Genomic DNA, 20,057 nt, shown 5'->3' on the forward strand with positions numbered 1-20,057 from the left:
GAATGTGCAACCAGTTGACCAGGACGGTGCTCGTCTCGGGGAGTTCGACGAGATTTGCCGAGGGTGTGGCCGGCTCATGCGGGGCGGCGGGCCGTGCGGGTCGAAGGTTGCCCGCGCCGCGGTTCGTCGGCGAAGGGATCACCGGCGGATCGATCGCGCTGTCAACGCGGCGAGCACCTGTTGGGTCTTGGTTTCGCCGGTCTCGATGTGCAGACCACGTCGACGGACTGCGGTCTCGAATCTGCGTTGTCGGTCGATGGCGCGGTTTCGTACTTCGGTGTGTGACTCACTGTGTTCGGGAGTGACTCTCAGTGACAGTTCGAGCAGATCGAGGTCGGCGATCCTCCAGCGTTCAGCATCGACCTCCAGATCCCCTACGCGCACCTCCGTCCACTTCGTCGACGAGATGGGGCCCATGGCCGAGAGGCGGTCGACCGCTACGCCCGGTGGTGTGCAGCTCACCAGGAACTGGCGCTGGGCCGGGTCCAGGGCGGTGGTGACGTCGGCACCGAGCATCGTGGCGTCGTGCAGGGATCCGGCCGGTCGCTCACTGACTGCCGAGGCGGACAGCACCCGGCGTTCTGAGCTCCAGTCTTCTTCGATGCGGTACCGCAGTGCATCGTCGGTGAAGGGGGTGGTCCATCTGCCGACCAGTTGCGAGTGCAGGCAGGGGCGCAGTTTGACGGTGAGGTCGTCGTTCTCGCCGCTGCGTAGCCGGATGACGATCCGGCTCGACAGCAATGTCGGCGCTGTGTCGGGACCGGCGGGGCGGGGCTCGGCGAACCAGATGCGACGGTCGATCGCTGGACGGCCCGTACATTCCAGCCGGGTCAGTGCGTCCGCGACGTCCCCTTCGAGGTTGACCTTGATTTCGATCGGAGTGATCACCCGAGCGCCCTTCCTGTTGCTCGCCGCGGGTGCCGCCCGCGATCGGGTAGCACCATCGAAGACAGCGTCGCCCGATCCGGGGCGGACCGGCGCGCGTACCGCGCTACCCGATTGCTCGGCGTCGGCACCCGCTGCCGCATTACGTCGACGGCGTCACAGCGATACGGGGAGCAACAGCCCGGGTTGCTCGCAATCGAACGGCGCGCCCGCGCGGGGAGGTCGTCGCTACGGAATACGTCGCTCCCCCAGGACTGGCACTTCTGGTGTGGCTATCGGTGTTTGGAGTAGTCCACTACCCGCGACGGGGTGTCTTCTCGCCCCGGAGACTGGGCATTCGATTCGATCTTGTGCGCGCCGCAGCTCGCGCCAGCCAACTGGAGGTTCTCGATGGTCAGGGCAAAGTCGATGATTCCGCCGCCGGTGACCGCTACGCCGCCGCCTCGGTCGGCCCGTCGCCTGTCGCCCGTGGCCCGCTTGTTGGTGGCGGTTGCCGAGGCGCTCGACCGCGGCGTCGGCTGGTTCAGGTTGCCCACCCCGGTGGGGTTGGCTGTCCTTGTCGGCCTGCGCAGTCGGCTGCGGTCGGAGAATCTCTTCGACACCGGTGCCCATCCGGCCGGGCCGCTGCCCACTGACGGGTCTGCCGTCGATGAACACCTGCGTGCACGTACCGTCAACGGGACCTACAACAGTCTCGACGAGCCCCGTGTGGGTTCAGTCGGCTGCCGGTTCGGGCGCAACGTCCCGCTGAAATACACCTACCCGGAAGATTCCGACCGGGTACTGGAACCCAACCCGAGGCTCATCAGTCAGGATCTGTTGACCCGCGACCGATTCCAGCCAGCGACCACCTTGAATCTATTGGCGGCGGCCTGGATTCAATTCGAGGTCCACGATTGGCTCAGCCACGGCGAAGCCGACACCGAGCCCTGGACGGTTCTGCTGCCCGATCGTGATCCGTGGCCGGCGCCGTCGATGACAATCCCGCGCACCCCCACGGTCCCCAGCCCTGAATCCGGCGGCCCACCGACCTACACGACCGATGACACCCATTGGTGGGATGCCTCCCAAATCTATGGCAGCACAGCCAAATTCGCCGCAGCGCTACGGACCGGGGAGAAGGGGCGGCTCGAGGTCGACGAACTGGGACTACCGCCGCTGGATGTGGAGGGCCTGCTGGATCTGTCCAGTGCGGCGGCCAATGCCTGGGTCGGACTCGCTTTGCTGCATTCGCTGTTCATGCGCGAACACAACGCGATCTGCGAGCGCCTTACCCGCCGCTACCCGGACATGAGCGACCAGCAACTCTACGACACCGCACGGCTGGTCAACTCGGCGTTGATCGCCAAGATCCACACCATCGACTGGACACCGGCCATCATCGCCCACCCCACCACCATCGCTGCCATGCGCGCAAACTGGTTCGGTGTCCTCGGTGAGCGGATCGCTCGCAGGTTCGGTCGGCTCAGCAGCAACGAAGTGCTGTGCGGCATACCCGGATCCGCCATAGCAGACCACGGGATCCCCTACTCGCTGACCGAGGAATTCGTCGCCGTGTACCGGATGCATCCCCTCATCCCCGACACCTTCGTGGTCCGCAGCCTGATTGACGACAGTGTCCTCGCCGAGCACCCCTTCCCCGATCTAGAAGTCGCCCACATCCGCGAGCGCCTCGCCGAGACATCCATGGACGCATTGTTCTACTCCTTCGGCCGCGCCCACCCCGGTGCTCTGACCCTGCACAACTATCCGGGCCACCTACAGAAACTTGCTCGCCCCGGCCACCCGCTGATGGACCTCGCGACCGTGGACATCTTGCGGGTCCGTGAACGGGGAGTGCCGCGCTACAACGAGTTCCGCCGCCAGCTGCGCCTACCACCCGCCGCTTCGTTCGAGGAATTGACCGACAACCCGGGGTGGGCGCGTGAACTCGAGCGGGTCTATGGCGATGTGGAACGTGTCGACCTCATGGTCGGGCTCTACGCCGAGCCCAAACCACCTGGATTCGGCTTCAGCGACACCGCATTCCGGGTATTCGTGCTGATGGCCTCGCGACGGCTGTCGGGTGATCGGTTCTTCACCACCGACTTCCGGCCCGAGATCTACACCGAGGCCGGTATGGCGTGGGTACGCGACAACACCATGCGCAGCGTCCTGCTGCGTCACTTCCCCACCTTGGCGCCCGCTCTCGACGGTGTCACCAACCCCTTCGCGCCGTGGCACAGCGTCGACCCGCCGCAGGAGCAGGAAAGGAAACGACCGCGATGACCGACGTGGCAGCACCACACACGACCACCCGCACCTACCTTCGCTACCGAGACGACCTCGAACAACCGCGCCCCGACGAAGAACAGGACATCGACAAGATCATCACGGTGCTGCGGAGCAACAACGAACGCGCCTACCGCAAATACAAACACGGCCTACGCGACGCGCACGCCAAAAGCCACGGCATCCTGCGCGGCGAACTCACCGTCCACCCCAACCTGCCACCCGAACTGGCCCAGGGCCTGTTCGCCACCGCCGCCACCTATCCCGTCATCGCCCGGCTGTCCAGTACCTCCGGCGTGATCCGCAGCGACCAGCTCCGTGGCGTGCGGGGCCTGGGAATCAAGGTGCTCGAAGTAGACGGGCCACGCGTGCTGCCCGGCGACGAGGCCACCACGCAGGACTTCATCATGGTCACCCACCGTGAATTCCTCTTCGCCGACGCCCACGCCTACCTCACCCGGGGAATGCCCACCGCGTGGGTGCTGGCCCGCCTGCCCGACCCCGTCCTGAGGACGGGCAGCGCGATCCTTTCCGCGCTCGACAAGCACGTGTTGCGGCGTATCGGACATCCCCTGCCACCCAACCTGAACGTGTTCGTGCGACCCAACACCCACATCCTGGGCGAAACCTTCTACTCCTCGGCGCCTCTGCGCTACGGCGACTACATCGCCAAACTCCTCTACATCCCGGTCTCACCGGAAGCCAGCGCATTGCAGGGCCAGCCGGTGGGCCGCGACGCGGGCATCAACGCCCACCAGGACATGGTCGTCGACTTCTTCGCCTCCCACAGCGCCGCATATGAGCTTCGCGTGCAGCTGTGCACCGACCCGGACACCATGCCGATCGAGGACGCCACCGTCGCCTGGCCCGAAACCGAGTCACCACACCGCACCGTCGCTACCATCCGCTTCGACATCCAAGACCCCTACACCCCGCAACGACGCGCGTTCGGCGACGACGTACTGTCCTTCAACTCCTGGCGCGGCCTCGACGCCCACCGGCCACTGGGATCGATCAACCGGCTCAAACAACGCGTGTACGAGGCATCCAGCAACTACCGCCACAATGTCAACAACGCCCCCCGCCTCGAACCCACGCCCGACCAGCTTCCACAATGACCACCGCACCGCCCCGACACCCGCACCGGTCATACCCGGCGCAAGACTGGGCCCGCGCCGACGCAGGGCGCTCGCCAGCGAAAACTCGTCGCCGCGGCGGCGGACAAGATCTACACTTATTGCTCATGGGGGACCGCTGGCAGCTGCTGGATCGCCCCGCCGAATACGAGGCGGTTCGTACAGCGTTGACGAGCAGTGACATCGGCGGTGTCGTACTGGTCGGTGCCGCCGGCGTCGGTAAGACCACCCTCGCCCGGCTCGTCACCTTGGCGCTTGACTCTCCCGTGCGGTGGGCGGCTTGCACCGAGTCATCTCAGGCCATCCCCTTGGGTGTATTCGCGCCATGGATCGCCCCGTCGGCCTCGCGCGATCCCATCGCTCTGCTGTGCTCGGCGCGGGAAAACCTTCTCGCCCAACAAGGCACCGTGATAGGAGTCGATGACGCGTATCTGCTCGACAAACTCTCTGCGACCCTGCTGCACCAGATCGCCGTCGACCGCAGCGCTCACATCGTGGCTACCGTCCGCACCGGTGAACCCGTCCCCGACGCAGTCACATCGTTGTGGAAGGACGGCTACCTCGAACGTCTCGAACTGAAGCCGCTGACCAAACAACAGTGCGTCGGCCTCGTCGAGACGGTCCTGAGCGGCATCCTCGAAGGCCTCAGCGCTGACGTCATGTGGGAATCCTCGGGTGGAAACCCTCTGTTCCTACGCAACATGGTCGAAGGTGCGGTCGAGGCAGGCACCCTGACGGAAGTCAACGGGGTCTGGCAACTGCGAGGACCGACCGCGGTGCCCTCCGGGATGGCCGCACTGCTCGACGGGCGGCTCGCCCGCGTGAGCGAGCCGGTCCTGGACGCACTGAAGATGCTGGCCCTCTACGAGCCACTCGACATCGACGTCCTCACCGACCTCGTCGGCGAGGACGCCGTCGATGCCGCCGAGATCGCCGGCCTTATCCGCACCAGCCGTGACGGCTGGTGCGTCAGTGCCCGGTTCAGCCACCCACTACTCGGTGAGGTAGTGCGCCGACGGATCGGCACGGCCGCTGCACGCACGCGCCGGGGCCGCATCGTCGAGATGTTGCGCGACAAGGATCTCAGCACCGCCGCCCACCGGATCCGATTGGCACAACTATGCGTCGACAGTAGCCAGCCCATCGACAACGAACTGTTGATCACCGCCGCCAAAGACGCTGTCGCCCTGTCCAACCTGCCGCTAGGCGAACGCCTCGCGCGCGCCGCCTGTGACCGCGGCGGCGGGCTACCCGCAGCCGAACTGCTCTCGCGGGCCCTGCTGTGGCAGGGCAGGCCGCTCGAAGCCGACGAGATCCTCGCAGACTTCGATCCCGATCGACTCGATCAACTTCAACTCGTCCAATGGGGTATTCCGCGCGCCAGCCTGCTGTTCTGGTGCCTGGGTGATGTCGAACGCGGCCACGAAATATTGGACCTGCTCGGCGACCGCGTCGAACATCCCGCGCTGCACCTGATCGTCGATGCCGCGAACGCGGCAATGGCGGTACACGAGAACAAGATCGCTGCCGGTATCGAGGCCGCCGAAAGTGTGCTCGATGACCCGAACTCGCCGAAACAAGCTATCGACTGGGCGGCGTTCGCCCTCGGCCTTGCGATGCCGGTCGCCGGGCGCGGCGCAGACTTCGCGCCGATAGCGGCCCGGAGCCAGGCCCAGCAGAAAGCCACCGACGGCATGATCCGGGTGATGGTGCGCTACGGCGACGTGCTGGCACTGACTATCATCGGCGAACTCGACCTCGCCGAGCAGCGGGCCAACGAATATAGCGAGTTCTCCTCCGCCGCACAGTTTCTCGGCTGGGCGATCGCCAAAATCGCCGGCGGTGTCGTAGCCACGTACCGCGGCCGCTTCCGGGAGGCGATCACCGCCCTCGAACAGGCACTGGCGGCACTCAACGCCGAAACCTCACTACCGTGGAAACTGCCGGCGCGCCTATTTCTGGCCCGTGCCTACGCGGCGCTCGGCGATATCCGACAAGCCGAACGGGTCATCGGAGACGCCGAGGAACATACCGGACCACACCTGGCCTTGCACGAGCCGCAACGCATGATCGCCCGCGCATGGCTGGCGGCCGGGTCCGGCAGTCAGCATTCTGCGGTCGAACTGGCTCGCAAGGCCGCCGACATCGCTCACACTGCGGGCCAGTACGCGCTGGAAGCCGAAGCGCTGCACCACGCCATCCGATTCGGCGACCGTACCCTCGCTCCACGGCTGGCATCACTCGCCAGCCGTGTACAAGGGCCCGTAGTGGCGATCTACGCACGCCATGCCGCCGCCTTCCAACACTCCGACACGCACGCGCTCTGCACAGTCAGTGTCGAGTTCGAAAACGCCGGACTACTACTGGCGGCCGCAGACGCTGCCGCGCAAGCGGTACCGATTCACGACCACGCGGGACAACGCCGACTCAGCGCGCAAGCCGCAGCCCGCGCCCTGGACCTCGCAGCCCGGTGCGACGGAGCGACCACGCCCGCCATCGCCTCCGCTGCCCACCCCTTGCCGATCACCGAACGCGAACGTGAGATCACCGCCCTCATCGCGCGCGGACTGTCCAACCGTGAGATCGCCGAGCGGCTGTGTGTCTCGGTCCGCACCGTCGAGGGCCACATCTACCGGGCCTGCACCAAACTCGACGCCGCCGACCGCGAACAACTCGCCAAACTGATCTGGGGCGACGTCAAACGATAGCCGCCATGCGTCGCGAGAAACCGCGACGGCGATTCGGAGGCGTTTGCCCGCCGGTACGTCATGGCATCACAGCCACGTGGCACGTGCTGATGTCGAGGACACGGAGGTTCGCTCGATGGGGCGAAACCGCGCTCGAAGCACGACGATCTCGAAGCTACACAAACTACCGGCCCCTACTCAACGAGGTGATCCGGAAGAATACAGACCAGTTGAATACAAGCCCTTACCCAATGGTCAGTCCTGAAACCCCATCTACAAATTCGCACACATCCCAGTACCAACCCACTGATCCCGCAGACCCCGTCGGCACAAACGGCTACCCGGTCGATGAGCCGTGTTGCGACCGTGAACGAGTCAAAGTCCTCCCCAACGGCGCCACGCCAGGCCGCGGGCCGCCGACGGTGTCGCTGCCAGCTGACGGTGTGCGACGGCTCTGCTTCGGGTGAGGCTGGAGCGTCTGTCTATTCTCTTGCGGCAGAATGTGTTTCGGTGATTGAAAGGCGCGGTTCACGGTGGTGAACGCAAGCCGAGACAGCCCGATGTGGACGCTGAGGCGGGCACATCCTGGTGATGAGGCGCGGTTGCGTGCACTGCGGATACAGGCGCTGCTCACCGACGGGTCGGCGTTCCTCGAAACACTGTGCGAGGCAGCGGCATTGGACGCTGCTGCCTGAGAAACCCGCATAGCCCGCTACAGCCGTCGCGGGCACCAGGTCCTGGTGGTCGCGGAGGACCCAGGCAACTCCTCGTGGGTGGGAATGGCGGGCGCTTTCCTGGATTCGGAGCGCGACAGCGATGAGTTCGATCATCCGCCGGTTGGTGCTGGTGCGCCGTCCCTTGCCGCGTGACGCCGGGACAGACCCGCATCTGGACTTCGTCGACGAGACCGGCATCCAGCAGGGCGTGCATGAGGCTCGAGCTCCCCCACAGCCAGATGTTCTTGCCGCTCTGCTCCTCGAGCTCCCGGATGGTGGCGGCCGGGTCGCGCGTCACGGTCGCGGCGGGAAAGTCGCCGCAGGGGGCGTCATCCAGTTTCGACGAGGCGACGAACTTGGTGAGGTTGTTGAGCTTCTCGCCGTACTCGCCCTGTTCATCGGCGTACGGCCAGTAGTCCTTGGCCTGGGCGTAGGTATTCGCGCCGAGAATCATCGCGTCGACCGAGTCGATGACCCCCATCACGCTGTCCTTGAACGCACTGTTGGTGGTATCGGAAAAGGGCTCCCCCCGACACGAAGCTCAGTCCGCCGTCTTCCTCCGCGGCGAGCTGTCTACGGTAACCCACCGCTGGACTATGAGCTTTCGCATAGCGGTGATTCTCCTTCGTCGCGCGGCTCGTTATGGCCGCTCTGTCCCTGGGACGGAGCCAGCGCTACGTTCTCGACATCCGCCAAGCGTGACAAGTGAACGGCTGCGAAAAATCCGGATCGCCGCCGCCGCGATCGTCCGCGATCTCACTACAGCCGCCTATCGCGCGTTCGGCGAACGAGACACGTTGCGGCTCAAAACATCCGATATTGCCGATGAGCGAGCGGTCGGTCGCCGGGTAGATCCTGCGTGTCAGCGCTCTCGCTCCAGCTGGGCGAGCCGGGTGAGGGCGGGCAGCGCGGCGGCGAGTGCCCGACGGTGTGCGGGGCTCAACTCGGAGACCATCGGAACCAGGTACCGGACCCGGTCGTCGTGGCGGGTTTGCCGCACCTGCCGGCCTGCCTCGGTGAGGTGCACGATGACGGCCCGTCCATCGCCAGGGTCACGGCGGCGCAGCACAAGCCCGTCGCGCTCCAAGCGCGCGATGAGTTGAGTGATGCCCGGCTGGGTCAGGTGCTCGGTCTCGGTCAGATCGGTCAGCCGCGCGGGGCCCCGGTGAGCCAGGGTGTCGAGCACCGACAGTGTGGTGAACGGCAGCTTCTCCTGTACCGGGATGCGGATGTAGACGCGGTTGAAGTCCTCGATTACCGCGGCGAAGGCGTCCACGTCGAAATCGTCGATGTCGTCCACACGAACAACTATATCCTGGACTTATATAAGTTGCTTAAATAAGCCACTTATATAAAGTGGGACACCAAACGGCTCAGGAGGCCAGATGAGCGACAGAACCCACGATGCCCGACCGTTCCCCTTGACGCCGACGAAGATTCACGTCCCCGACAGCGTGCTCACCGACCTGCGGCAGCGCCTGGATCTGACCCGCCTGCCCGACGATGTCGGCAATGAAGACTGGTATTACGGCGTGCCTCACAGCTATCTCCAGGAGCTCGTGGACTACTGGCGCAGCGGATACGACTGGCGCGCAGCCGAAGCCGAGATCAACACCTACCAGCATTTCAAGGTCGAAATAGACCGTGTACCAGTGCATTTCATGCGCAGGCCCGGCGTCGGTCCGGATCCGACGCCACTGATTCTGACACATGGCTGGCCCTGGACGTTCTGGCACTGGTCCAAGGTCGCCGACTTGCTGGCGGATCCGGGGGCGCACGGCGGTGATCCGGCCGAGGCGTTCGACGTGATCGTGCCCTCGTTTCCCGGCTTCGGGTTCTCCAGCCCGCTGGAGAACCGCCCGGATGTGAACTTCTGGAAGGTCGCCGACCTCTGGCACACGCTCATGACCGATGTTCTGGGCTACGAGAAATACGGTGCCGCCGGCTGCGACGTGGGCGCGCTGGTCACCGCGCAGCTCGGCCACAAGTACGCCGACGAGTTGTATGCCATCCACATCGGATCCGGACTGAAACTCACCCTGTTCAACGGCGATCGCGCCTGGGACTTCAGCGGCGGACTGCCGATTCCCGACGGCCTGCCCGCCGAGGTACGCGCACGAATCGTGGAGCTGGACAAGCGTTTCGCCGTCCACCTGGCCGCACACCTCCTCGCCCCCAGCACCCTCGCCCACGCCCTGTCCGATTCCCCGGCGGGCATGCTGGCATGGATCCTGGAACGTTGGTTCAAATGGAGCGACAACGGCGGCGACATCGAAACCGTGTTCAGCAGAGACGATCTCCTCACGCACGCCACGATCTACTGGGCCACCAACACCATCGGCACCTCGATACGCCTCTACGCCAACCACAACCGCTACCCCTGGACGCCTTCCCACGACCGTCTCCCGGTCGTGCAGGCCCCCACCGGCATCACCTTCGTGGGCTACGAGAACCCACCCGGCATCAGCACCGCCCAACGCGTCGAACACTTCCGCGCCAGCGACCGCGCCCCGTGGTACAACCACGTCAACCTCACCGTCCACGACCACGGCGGCCACTTCATTCCCTGGGAAATCCCCGACCAATGGACCGGCGACCTACGCCGCACCTTCCGGGGACGGCGCTGACACGCAACAAACTCAGCACCAGGCGAATACCCGCTCATGGCTCCCCTCTCGTGTCAAGGCACGGTCGGCGGGACCCGGCCGAGGAGCGTGGATAGCGGATAACATGCGGTGATGGAGTGCGACTGTGGCCAGGAAGCAGACCAGGGCACGGAAGTATCCCTGGGCGCTCCGGGCGACGGAACGTGGGCTCGGCTGTGGAACCGGGTCGACCCTTGGGGCGATGACTCGATCCAGGTGTGCGTTCAGATCGGGGCTCCCGGGCTACTGGCCGCTGTGCACCAAGTGACACTGACCGTTATGGGCGAGAGCGATCTGGTCTGGTTCTTCGACGACCTGGCTGGCAACTTCACTGGCTGGGACGGTGCCCGCGTCTGGGAGAGCATGGACCACGACCTACGGGTTGAGGCGGTCTTCGCCTCTCGGGGCTATGTAAGCCTGACGTGGACAGTCACGCCGTGGCGGCAAAAGGACGGCAACTGGACGGCCTCGACAACCGTTGTACTCGAGGCGGGTGAACAGATGCTGCAGCTTGCCAGGAACCTCAACCGGTTCCTGGGCCCACCTGCCCCAGGGGAGCTCAGCCCCGGCACGACACGTTGAAACGCCGATCAACCGTTTCTACGGCGCGACGAAGCTGCGCAGCAGCACGGCGAGCACGATCATGATCAGGACCGCTGGAACACGATTGTGCAGTCGTGCGTCATCGCATCCTGGAAGTCGGCGGCCAGCCCATCGCTCGAAACCGTTGGCGCACCTACCTGACTCACGCCGGAGACCGTGGCGAGTACCAACACGGTAGGCGGTGAGCTGGTCGTTTTCGGGCGGCGCCGGTTGTCGAACGCAACAGCACTTGTGACGGCTGAGTGGCACCCGCAGGCAGCCCTTGACCAGTTCCTTGTTATAGCGCGTTAACGCCGGATCCCGCATCGCTACACCACCACCCGACTTGCGGTGGGTGTTAGGAGATCTTGCGGCGGTAAGTGTTCATGGCGAAGAGGTAGGCGACGATGAGGATGCCGACACACCAGGCCAGGGCGGTCCAGATGCCGGTGCCGACCGGCTGCTGTGTGAACAGGTCGCGGATGGTGTTGACGATGGAGGTTACCGGTTGGTGTTCGGCGAAGGCGCGTACCGGGCCGGGCATGGAGTCGGTGGGTACGAATGCCGAGCTGATGAACGGCAGGAATACCAGCGGGTAGGAGAACGCGCCCGCGCCGTCCACGGACTTCGCGGTGAGACCGGGGATGACCGCGAGCCACGTCAGCGCCAGGGTGAACAGGCCCAGGATGGCGGCGACCGCGAGCCAGGCCAATACTCCCGCGCCGGAGCGGAAACCCATGAGCAGGGCAACGAGCACGACGACCACGAGCGAGATCAGGTTGGCGACCAGCGAGGTCAGCACGTGCGCCCACAGGATGGACGAGCGTGCGATCGGCATGGACTGGAATCGCTCGACGATGCCGTTGCTCATATCCATGAAGAGCCGGTATGCGGTGTAGGAGATGCCCGAAGCAATCGTGATGAGCAGAATGCCGGGCAGCAGGTAGGTCACATACGAATCCGTCCCTGTGTTGATCGCGCCGCCGAGCACGTAGACGAACAGCAGCATCATGGCGATCGGCGTGATCGCGGTCGTGATGATGGTGTCCGCGCTGCGTGTGATGTGGCGCAGGGATCGTCCCAGCAGGTATGCGGTGTCGCCGAAGAAATGCGTGGTCATCGTTGTTCCTTGCTCATCCGTGCCGATGCTGCGGCATCGCCGTCCTTGCCTTCGTCACCGACGATGGCGAAGAAGACGTCCTCGAGGGTCGGCTGCTTCTCGACGTACTCGACCTTGGCCGGCGGGAGGAGTTGCTTGAGTTCGGCGAGGGTGCCGTTCACGATGATCCGGCCCTCGTGCAGGATCGCGATCCGGTCGGCGAGTTGTTCGGCCTCGTCGAGATACTGCGTCGTGAGCAGCACCGTGGTGCCGTGCTCGGCGAGTTCCTTGACGGTCTGCCACACCTCGATGCGCGCCTGGGGGTCGAGCCCGGTCGTGGGCTCGTCGAGGAAGATGACCGACGGATTCCCGATGAGGCTCATGGCGATGTCGAGGCGGCGGCGCATGCCACCCGAATACGTCGACACCTTCCGCGTGGCCGCGTCGGTCAGCGAAAAACGCTCGAGCAGGTCATCCGCGATCCGGCCCGGGTCCTTCAAGCGCCGCAAGTGGGCGATCAGCACGAGATTCTCACGCCCGCTGAGGATTTCGTCGACGGCGGCGAATTGTCCGGTGAGGCTGATGGACTCCCGCACGTTCGCCGGTTGCGTGGCGACGTCGAAGCCGTTGACGCCTGCCGTTCCCGCGTCGGCACCGAGTAGCGTGGACAGGATTTTCACGACCGTGGTCTTGCCCGCCCCGTTCGAGCCGAGCAATGCGAAAATGCTTCCCCGCGCCACATCGAAGTCCACGCCGCGCAGCACATGCAGCTCCTTGTAGGACTTCTCCAGACCCTGCACATGGATCGCCGGAGCTTGCCGTGTCGTCATCGACCGGCCCTGCCTTCATTTCCGGTGTCTTCTCCGGCTGCCCGGTCGATGGCGCTGATCAGCCGTTCCCGTTCGCGGTTGATCCACGACTCCTCCTGGTAGTTCCGGGCGAACGCCTCGATGAACTCCACAGGGTCCTCCCCGACGACCGCGCGGATCGGGGTTCGGTCCGCCGCGCTCTGCTCGAACAGATCGACAAGGTCCTCGAACAGCGAAACGCCGCCACCCGATCCGAAGTAGTTCAGGTACCGCTCGCAAGCATCGACTGCCGTGCGATAGCTCTCGGGAAGCTGTTTCGCGCGCGCCTTGTACTGCCACCACCGCCGCTTGTCGCCGATGTCGCCGATCACCTTTTCAATGAACATGATTATTTGCCTCCTTCGTGGAGCTGTTCGAGCCGTTCGGAGAGGAAGCTCCAGGTCCTCCAGAACTCGTCGAGATATTCCTGTCCCTGCGCGTTGAGGGAATACACCTTGCGCGGCGGCCCCTTCTCCGACGGGACCTTCTCCACGTCGACCAGGCCCCTTTTCTCGATCCTGACGAGCAGGGCGTAGACGGTGCCTTCGGCGATGTCGGAGAAGCCCTGATCCCGCAGCCACGCCGTGATTTCGTAGCCGTACGCGGGCCGCACGAACAAGATCGCGAGGACGATGCCTTCCAACGTGCCCTTGAGCATTTCCGTTATCTGCTTGCCCATGGACCACCTCCTTGCGCTACTCAGTGCTACTGACTACTGGTAGATAGTAACACTGAATAGTGGCGGCGCAAGCTGGTTGTCATGAATTCCGACATCGGTTCGTCCATCTCGGTTCGTGGTGTAGAGGGCGGCGCTGCCGTTGGTGGCGGCCTTGTGGGGCGAGCCGGTGGCATCAGCGGCGGCCATCAGCGAGACGGCGCCGTACGCGGCGGTCCGCAGGGTGGTCTTGTTCTGGTCGGTGAGGGTGATGGACATGGTGATGTGCTCCTTGAAATCTGTTGTGATTGAATCGAATTGAACGGACGATGGTGGAACGCGGTCGGGTTGGTGCCCGGGGTATTCAGATCGACGAAACCTCCTGGTCGAGGGCGGCGACCTCGCGTGCGGCGTCGGCGACGGCGCGGAAGTCCTTGCGCAGGATGTGGTCGTGGTTGCTGGCGACCTTCGCGCTGATCTGGATGTTCGGGTTGCGGACAGTCACCGCATCGAGGCCGGCGCGAATCCGTTCCTGCTCATCACCTTTGCTTCCGAACGACGACCCCGAAGCAACCACATACCGCGCCGGGACAGCGATGTTGTCCAGCACCGGACCCAGCTCGCTCTCGCGGGCGAGCCAACCGAGCTCGATGTTGCAGTCCGCCTGCTGCGCGGCGCTCAGCCGCGGGGTCAGGCCCGTCGGGCGCAGCAGCGGCGTGAACCAGCCCAACCGCTTGAACAGCTTCCGGATCCGCGCCTCCATGGCCTCGTCCATCCAGTCATACGGCTGCGCGCCCTCGACCAGGACCGCGCCCACGGCACGGTCAGGATTGCGGCTGGCCCAGTGCGCCGCGACGAACGCCCCGTAGGACCAGCCCACCACCAGCACCCGGTCCACCCCCTGGCCGCCAGAACGGCATCGACGTCGCGCACGCACGCCTCGAAGGAATAGTCGGCCGAGGTCTTCGACTTCTTGCCGCGGGCCCGCTCGTCGTAGGTGATGTGCCGAAAGCCGGGACCAAGCTCGGCGATGACCTTCCGCCAGTACCCCTGAGTGGCGAACTGGCCATTGAGGTAGACCACCGGGATGCCGGAACCGCCGGTGTCGGTGACGGCCAGGGCCGTATCGTCGACCGACACCATGCCGGTCCAGGTCGAGCTGGTCGAGGAAGTGCTGTTGTTCGTCATGCCAGTAACTATCAGCGTCTGGCCTGACACCACCCTGTCACCGACCTGACACGACCACTGAGACGGTGCACTACCAGATCACCAGGCGGGAGATATTGTCAAGAACCTGTGGATCGGCACGTTTCAGGCGACCTCCGTCCCGGAGATTTCGGTCGGGTATTTGAAGAACTAGAGCAGCACGTCGAGACAACTACTCCCCGCCAGGATGCGAACCCGTTATGCCTCTTCGTATTTCGCCGGGACTGTGCTCCTCGCGCGACAGGTCTCGCCGGTTCGAGGACTGCAACTGCCATGGCACGCTGGTCACCATCACGCCCGGTTCGAACAGCAGTCGGGCTTTCAATCGGAGCGAGCTCTGGTTGTGCAGCAGGTTCTCCCACCATCGGCCGACGACGTATTCCGGGATGAAGATACTGATGACATCGCGGGGGCCGGCCTTACGCAAGCGTTTCGTGTAATCCAGGACCGGGCGCGTGATCTCGCGATACGGCGACTCGACCACTATCAGCGGAATGATCACGTTGTGGCGCTCCCAATCCTGGCTCAGCAGGCGGGTTTCGGCGTCGTCCACGTTGACGGTGATCGCGGTGAGGGTATCCGGTCGGGTGGCACGCGCGAACTGCACGGCACGCCGCGACGCCTTGGTCCAGCCCGATACCAGCACTACCGCATGCACCCGGGGTGGCAGTGTTTCCTCGTCGCCGTCCTCGACGGTGAGTTCGGCGCGAACCCTCGTGTAGTGGCGGTGGATCAGGTACATCAGCACGACCAGGACCGGGATTGCGATGACAACCAGGTACGCGCCGTGGGTGAATTTGGTGATCATGACGACGACGAGGACGACACCGGTGAAGCAGGCCCCGAACGCGTTGATCGCCCGCGCTTGGTGGATACGCCTGCGCTCGGCAGGTGTTGTGGCGTCGGCTAATTCGCGGTTCCAGTGCCGGACCATGCCAGCCTGGCACAACGTGAACGAGGTGAACACACCGACGATGTAGAGCTGGATCAATCTGGTCGCCGAACCATCGAAGGCATAGATCAGCGTCCCCGCGATGACGGCGAGCAAGATGATGCCGTTGGAGAATGCCAGCCGGTCGCCGCGGGTGTGGAGCTGGCGTGGCATGTACCGATCCTGCGCCAGAATCGAATTCAGCAGCGGGAACCCGTTGTAGGCGGTGTTGGCCGCCAGGATCAGGATCAACGCGGTCATCACCATGAGGTAGTAGAAGGCGATGCTGTTGCCGCCGAATACCGCCGCCGCGATCTGCGCGATCACCGTACGTTGTGGATCGGTGTGGCAGTCACCGGGGAAGCCGATCAGATCGCAGGCGTTCTCCGTGACACGGGTGTGGGAGATCATGGCCAGTGCGGTCACACCGGAGAACATCGCGATCGAGATGAGCCCCATCGCCGACATCGTGCGGGCCGCGTTGAGCGCCTTGGGTTTGCGGAACGCGGGCACACCGTTGGAGATTGCCTCGACACCGGTCAGGGCGGTACATCCGGAGGAGAACGCACGCAACACCAGGAAGGCCAGCGCCGCGGTGCTGAGGCCGACCTGCTCGGCGCGGATCTCATAGTGGGCGCTTTCGGCGACCGGTGCGTCCCCGAACAGCGCCTTGCCGAGACCGACGACGACCATGAGCATGACCCCGGCGACGAACGCATACGTCGGCACCGCGAACGCGCGACCCGACTCCCGTACACCGCGCAGGTTCATCGCGGTCAGCAACGCGATGAACCCGATATTGATCGCGACTCGATGCGCATTCAGGTCGGGCACCGCGGAGATGATGTTGTCCACTCCTGCCGCGATCGATACCGCCACGGTCATCACGTAGTCGACCAGCAATGCCGCAGCCACCACCAACCCTGGGATCGGTCCCAGGTTCTTCGCGACTACTTCATAGGAGCCGCCGCCGGACGGATATGCCTGCACGACCTGCCGGTAGGACAGCACGACAACCGCGAGCAGGACGACGACCGCGCCGCCGACCCACGGTGCCATATGGATGTAGGCGAGCCCACCCAAGGTGAGGATGAGCAGAATCTCCTGCGTCGCATACGCCACCGACGACAAGGGGTCACTGGCAAAGATCGGCAGCGCCAGTCGCTTCGGCAGCAACGTCTCACCGAGCCGGTCACTACGAAACGGGCGCCCGAGAACAAGACGCTTGACCACGTCGACCGGTGAAACCACGATAAGCGAGCCTATGGCCGACTCGTGGAATTCGGCCTACTCAGTGCCGTAGAGATTCCGTAAAGAAACTAGCGGAAATCCGCAAAATCGCATCAAGAACCGGGCCAGTCAGTGAATGTGCCGCTATTTTCCGCTATTTGATGTACGCCACGACGAGGAGGCCGCCTCGATGAACGACGGACCCGCGGACCTTACGAGCCTGCGCGCGGTGGTGAACCACCGCCACGTCGTGGAGATCCTCAGCGCGCACGGCATGCGCTATCTCGCCGCGGCGGCCCGCGACGGCAGCGCTCAACAAGGCGCTCGTGCAGGGTCGGTTCGACAGGGGCCAACCAGCCTGGCGGGTATCGCTGGCACTCGGGTTGCTGGTGTTAGTCGCCGCCGTCACCTGGTTCGGACATCTCGGCCGCACCCTGCTCGCCGTGCTGACCATGTTGCGGGGACCTCGTCCCAGGACAAGACGGCGCCACGGAACGGCGGCAGGGCTGGGGGCAAATGCCCGGGAACCGTATGCTGGCACTATATCGCGCCTGATGACATCGCATAGCTGATCACCTAATTCGCGGGTTTCAGCGAAGAGTTCTGCGCCCATTTGGTTGTACCGTCGGGCGCGTTGAGCGCGTCGATCAGCTCCACGGCCGAAAGCACCAGGACCGGTCCCCCGGCAGCAATTGTCCCCAGAATGCCGCCGATCCCCGCACCGGCGATCGCGGCAGGTATGCAGCCCACCCCGAACAGGGGCAAACCGACAATGCATCCGGTAACGCCTCCGATGACCAGGCCGATCGCGGTGCCGACGAATGTGCCGATCGTGGCGGCGAGCCCGAGCCGGGTCGAGAACTCCGCCATCGCGGCCTGGTTCTCGACCGGTGATGCGACCGGCGACGCGGCCGGCGCGGCGGGTCGCAGCTCACCGGGCGTCAACCACAACTCCTTTGCGTCTTTGCCGAGTGCGGAGTCGACTGTGAGCACCTTGTCGCCAACGGTGAATCGCGTTGGCACGACCATCACGGGTGCGCCGCTCTCATCGCGAATCGTGAACGAGCTGTGATCGTGGTCGAGCACGAAGGTGCCTCCCGATAGCGTGGTTGTCACTACACGTTCCACCGAGGTGATCTTGTACTCGATGTCATGTTCGGCGGGTGCTTCCGCGCGGGCGGTTACCGGCGCGATTGCTGCAACGCATGCGATACCGATCGCCGCGATGCGCGAGGTTTCGATCACGAAATGTCCTTTTCTATTTCATGGATTCTATTTCACGGACCAGGCAAGCGAGACGGACCTACTGAAGGTGCGCGGCCGTAGACCGGTGGCGATGAGCCAACACAAAACCACAGCCGCAATGTTCTGACCAGCTTCACTGCGAGAAATAGGTGATGGGTGCGGGCAAATGTCGGGAGATCAGGCAACGCACATACCGAAAGCGCGCTTCCCCGCAAGCGTCCGCTGACATCGGATTGCGATATGGGATGGCATCGATGTCCGCGCCTCAGTCGCCATCGTGCCCGTCCGAGAAGTAACTGGGGACGCACGCACGATCCAGCCGGGCGGGATAGGGGTCGCCCAATCGGACCGGTAGGTGACCCTTTCGGTATGCACGGTCCACGTGGATCTGCGATAGCGGTTCGGACCCGAGTGCCCGGAACTCCCACCGTGTTCCCGTGGAATCCGGGTGCCAACCGCCCGGGTCGATCGCGTATACCCGCTGGACCAGTCGGTCGACGACAACGATGGCGTAATGGGCGTTGCGTCTCGCGGCGCTGCTCACCCGCCACCATCGCCGATCTCGCTCGTAGAGCGCTTCGGGAGACCGGAGGGCAGACGGCCCGGCATCCGGCCACGGCTGCGAGATGATGAGCGCAATACGTTCACCGACCGCGGTGAGGGCGCCCCAGCGCTGATAGGTATGCGCCCGGTCCAGGCCCGTGACGGAGGCGACGTCGCCCAGCCCGGCCGTATGGTCGAGGGCGGCGGCAGCAGCTTCAAACATCCCGGCGTCGATCTCGTTCGCGAGCACACTGTGCACTCGCAGCAGGGCTAGTTGGAACTCACGCGCCTCGACGAATTCCAGCTCACCGTCTTCATAGCGAGTCCATGCCTGTGGTCCGAGCCCGCTCAGTTGGCCGGCGAGTCCGACGAGGATAGTCCGCACGGACCGTGACAGCCATAACCTTTCAGTTGCCCACATATCGCGCGCAAAGGCACACTCGCCGCCGTTTACTTGTACATCAGTCATAGCCAAGGACTCTAGCGGCGATATATGCCCAGTTCAAAGATTTACCGGATCGATCTTAATTAAACTTCTTCCGTGATAGCTAGACATTATCCACATGCCCAGTAGTTGGTTCGCAGCTATCTTCTGCTCAATTTCGAGGACATCAGCCGAAACGGTCTTCCGGTCCACGACATCCGCTCGAACAAGACCTGGACCCCAGATAGCAGACCTCGGGCAAGGCGAATGCCCGATGCCCTCCCCCAACCGATCGGCCAGCGTAACGATATGGCGTCCCGCCACCGACGTCTGGGCATATGCGCCTTCCGCGAACACTGTCGATGCTCGAAAAGGGAGTACACACTCATTGCGACACCGACGAATTCAATGACGTCCACGTCCGCCGCCGAACCCGCCGCCACGGCCGACCGGTTCGATTGGTCGATCAGCCACGCCGACGACATGCTTGTGGTGACGTTCGGAGTAGATCGCGCCGGAATCGAGCTACCCGCTCCGCTGCGAATCGGGGTGGAGTTGTTTTTCCAAGACAACGGCCTGTCGGGACCCACCGTCGCTATCGGTGGTCCGGTCGGGCGCCATATCCGGCTCGTCACTGGCATCAGCAAAGCCGATCGGGCCATTGAGTACCTCCAACACTGCGGGGCGGTGCTCCACGTCGGCCGCGCCGCATGGCCCCTGCCCCCCGTTTCGGGACTCGGCCTCGCATGGTCGGCGGGCGGCGGCCACGGCCATCGCATACCCCCGCTCGTAGCGGTCGCCGCCGCGGTTCGAGCGGTACGTCTGTACACCCCCGACTGACTCGAGCAACTCCCGCAGGCGTCACGAACGAATCGTCGCTGACCGCTCGGAAGATGCCGATTCGGCTGCGGCCGAGCAGCATTCGACCTGCGGCCACCACATCCGACGGCGGCT

At 64.5% G+C, this 20,057-nt stretch carries 19 protein-coding genes; 7 read left to right on the plus strand and 12 right to left on the minus strand.

Annotated features, from left to right (window positions below; genetic code table 11):
- Positions 1–138 precede the first annotated feature (138 nt).
- On the minus strand, positions 139–888 hold the full coding sequence (locus OG874_RS17110) for a hypothetical protein (protein WP_330256129.1): 750 nt from the start codon (positions 886–888) through the stop codon (positions 139–141).
- A 387-nt stretch (positions 889–1,275) separates the two neighbouring features.
- Between OG874_RS17110 and OG874_RS17115 the strand changes: the two genes are divergently transcribed.
- From OG874_RS17115 to OG874_RS17125, 3 genes are all read left to right on the plus strand, one after another.
- Complete coding sequence (locus tag OG874_RS17115) at positions 1,276–3,153, plus strand: peroxidase family protein (protein ID WP_330256130.1); 1,878 nt, start codon at positions 1,276–1,278, stop codon at positions 3,151–3,153.
- Positions 3,150–4,274, plus strand: a complete 1,125-nt coding sequence (locus OG874_RS17120) for a catalase family protein (protein WP_330256131.1) — start codon at positions 3,150–3,152, stop codon at positions 4,272–4,274. Before OG874_RS17115 ends, OG874_RS17120 begins: the two co-directional genes overlap by 4 nt.
- A gap of 125 nt (positions 4,275–4,399) precedes the next feature.
- The gene (locus OG874_RS17125) at positions 4,400–7,000 is read left to right on the plus strand and encodes a LuxR C-terminal-related transcriptional regulator (RefSeq protein ID WP_330256132.1); all 2,601 of its coding nucleotides are present in this window, start codon (positions 4,400–4,402) and stop codon (positions 6,998–7,000) included.
- Positions 7,001–7,609: 609 nt separating this feature from the next.
- Here OG874_RS17125 and OG874_RS17130 read toward each other — a convergent pair.
- Positions 7,610–8,176 (minus strand): dihydrofolate reductase family protein, encoded by a 567-nt coding sequence (locus OG874_RS17130; protein ID WP_330256133.1) that lies wholly within the window; start codon positions 8,174–8,176, stop codon positions 7,610–7,612.
- Between the two features lie 381 nt (positions 8,177–8,557).
- The gene (locus tag OG874_RS17135) at positions 8,558–8,995 is read right to left on the minus strand and encodes a MarR family winged helix-turn-helix transcriptional regulator (protein WP_330256134.1); all 438 of its coding nucleotides are present in this window, start codon (positions 8,993–8,995) and stop codon (positions 8,558–8,560) included.
- 85 nt (positions 8,996–9,080) lie between these two features.
- Here OG874_RS17135 and OG874_RS17140 point away from each other — a divergent pair, with 85 nt between their 5' ends.
- Both OG874_RS17140 and OG874_RS17145 read left to right on the plus strand, forming a co-directional pair.
- Complete coding sequence (locus OG874_RS17140) at positions 9,081–10,322, plus strand: epoxide hydrolase family protein (RefSeq protein WP_330256135.1); 1,242 nt, start codon at positions 9,081–9,083, stop codon at positions 10,320–10,322.
- A gap of 111 nt (positions 10,323–10,433) precedes the next feature.
- Entirely contained in the window at positions 10,434–10,922 is a 489-nt protein-coding gene (locus OG874_RS17145; protein ID WP_330256136.1) for a DUF6228 family protein, read from the plus strand.
- Between the two features lie 358 nt (positions 10,923–11,280).
- Here the strand turns inward: OG874_RS17145 and OG874_RS17150 are convergent, their stop codons facing one another.
- From OG874_RS17150 to OG874_RS17175, 6 genes are all read right to left on the minus strand, one after another.
- A complete protein-coding gene (locus OG874_RS17150; RefSeq protein WP_330256137.1) occupies positions 11,281–12,042 on the minus strand; it encodes an ABC transporter permease in 762 nt (253 codons plus the stop codon).
- Positions 12,039–12,851, minus strand: a complete 813-nt coding sequence (locus OG874_RS17155; RefSeq protein ID WP_330256138.1) for an ABC transporter ATP-binding protein — start codon at positions 12,849–12,851, stop codon at positions 12,039–12,041. The genes OG874_RS17150 and OG874_RS17155 overlap by 4 nt, the downstream gene beginning before the upstream one ends.
- Positions 12,848–13,216, minus strand: a complete 369-nt coding sequence (locus OG874_RS17160; protein WP_330256139.1) for a DUF1048 domain-containing protein — start codon at positions 13,214–13,216, stop codon at positions 12,848–12,850. The genes OG874_RS17155 and OG874_RS17160 overlap by 4 nt, the downstream gene beginning before the upstream one ends.
- A gap of 2 nt (positions 13,217–13,218) precedes the next feature.
- On the minus strand, positions 13,219–13,548 hold the full coding sequence (locus OG874_RS17165; protein WP_330256140.1) for a PadR family transcriptional regulator: 330 nt from the start codon (positions 13,546–13,548) through the stop codon (positions 13,219–13,221).
- Positions 13,549–13,581: 33 nt separating this feature from the next.
- On the minus strand, positions 13,582–13,803 hold the full coding sequence (locus OG874_RS17170; RefSeq protein ID WP_330256141.1) for a hypothetical protein: 222 nt from the start codon (positions 13,801–13,803) through the stop codon (positions 13,582–13,584).
- 85 nt (positions 13,804–13,888) lie between these two features.
- Entirely contained in the window at positions 13,889–14,461 is a 573-nt protein-coding gene (locus tag OG874_RS17175) for an alpha/beta fold hydrolase (RefSeq protein WP_330256142.1), read from the minus strand.
- A gap of 150 nt (positions 14,462–14,611) precedes the next feature.
- Between OG874_RS17175 and OG874_RS17180 the strand changes: the two genes are divergently transcribed.
- A complete protein-coding gene (locus tag OG874_RS17180) occupies positions 14,612–14,761 on the plus strand; it encodes a hypothetical protein (RefSeq protein WP_330256143.1) in 150 nt (49 codons plus the stop codon).
- Between the two features lie 141 nt (positions 14,762–14,902).
- Here the strand turns inward: OG874_RS17180 and OG874_RS17185 are convergent, their stop codons facing one another.
- The 3 genes from OG874_RS17185 to OG874_RS17195 form a co-directional block, all read right to left on the minus strand.
- The gene (locus OG874_RS17185; RefSeq protein WP_330256144.1) at positions 14,903–16,912 is read right to left on the minus strand and encodes an APC family permease; all 2,010 of its coding nucleotides are present in this window, start codon (positions 16,910–16,912) and stop codon (positions 14,903–14,905) included.
- Positions 16,913–17,467: 555 nt separating this feature from the next.
- Complete coding sequence (locus OG874_RS17190) at positions 17,468–18,136, minus strand: ammonium transporter (protein ID WP_330256145.1); 669 nt, start codon at positions 18,134–18,136, stop codon at positions 17,468–17,470.
- A 265-nt stretch (positions 18,137–18,401) separates the two neighbouring features.
- Positions 18,402–19,064 carry a hypothetical protein gene (locus OG874_RS17195; protein WP_330256146.1) on the minus strand — a complete coding sequence of 221 codons (663 nt, stop codon included), beginning with the start codon at positions 19,062–19,064 and terminating at the stop codon, positions 18,402–18,404.
- A gap of 447 nt (positions 19,065–19,511) precedes the next feature.
- Between OG874_RS17195 and OG874_RS17200 the strand changes: the two genes are divergently transcribed.
- Positions 19,512–19,943, plus strand: coding sequence for a hypothetical protein (locus OG874_RS17200; RefSeq protein ID WP_330256147.1), 432 nt, complete (start codon positions 19,512–19,514; stop codon positions 19,941–19,943).
- Positions 19,944–20,057: the final 114 nt, after the last annotated feature.

The sequence above is a fragment of the Nocardia sp. NBC_00565 genome (assembly GCF_036345915.1).
GTDB lineage: Bacteria > Actinomycetota > Actinomycetes > Mycobacteriales > Mycobacteriaceae > Nocardia.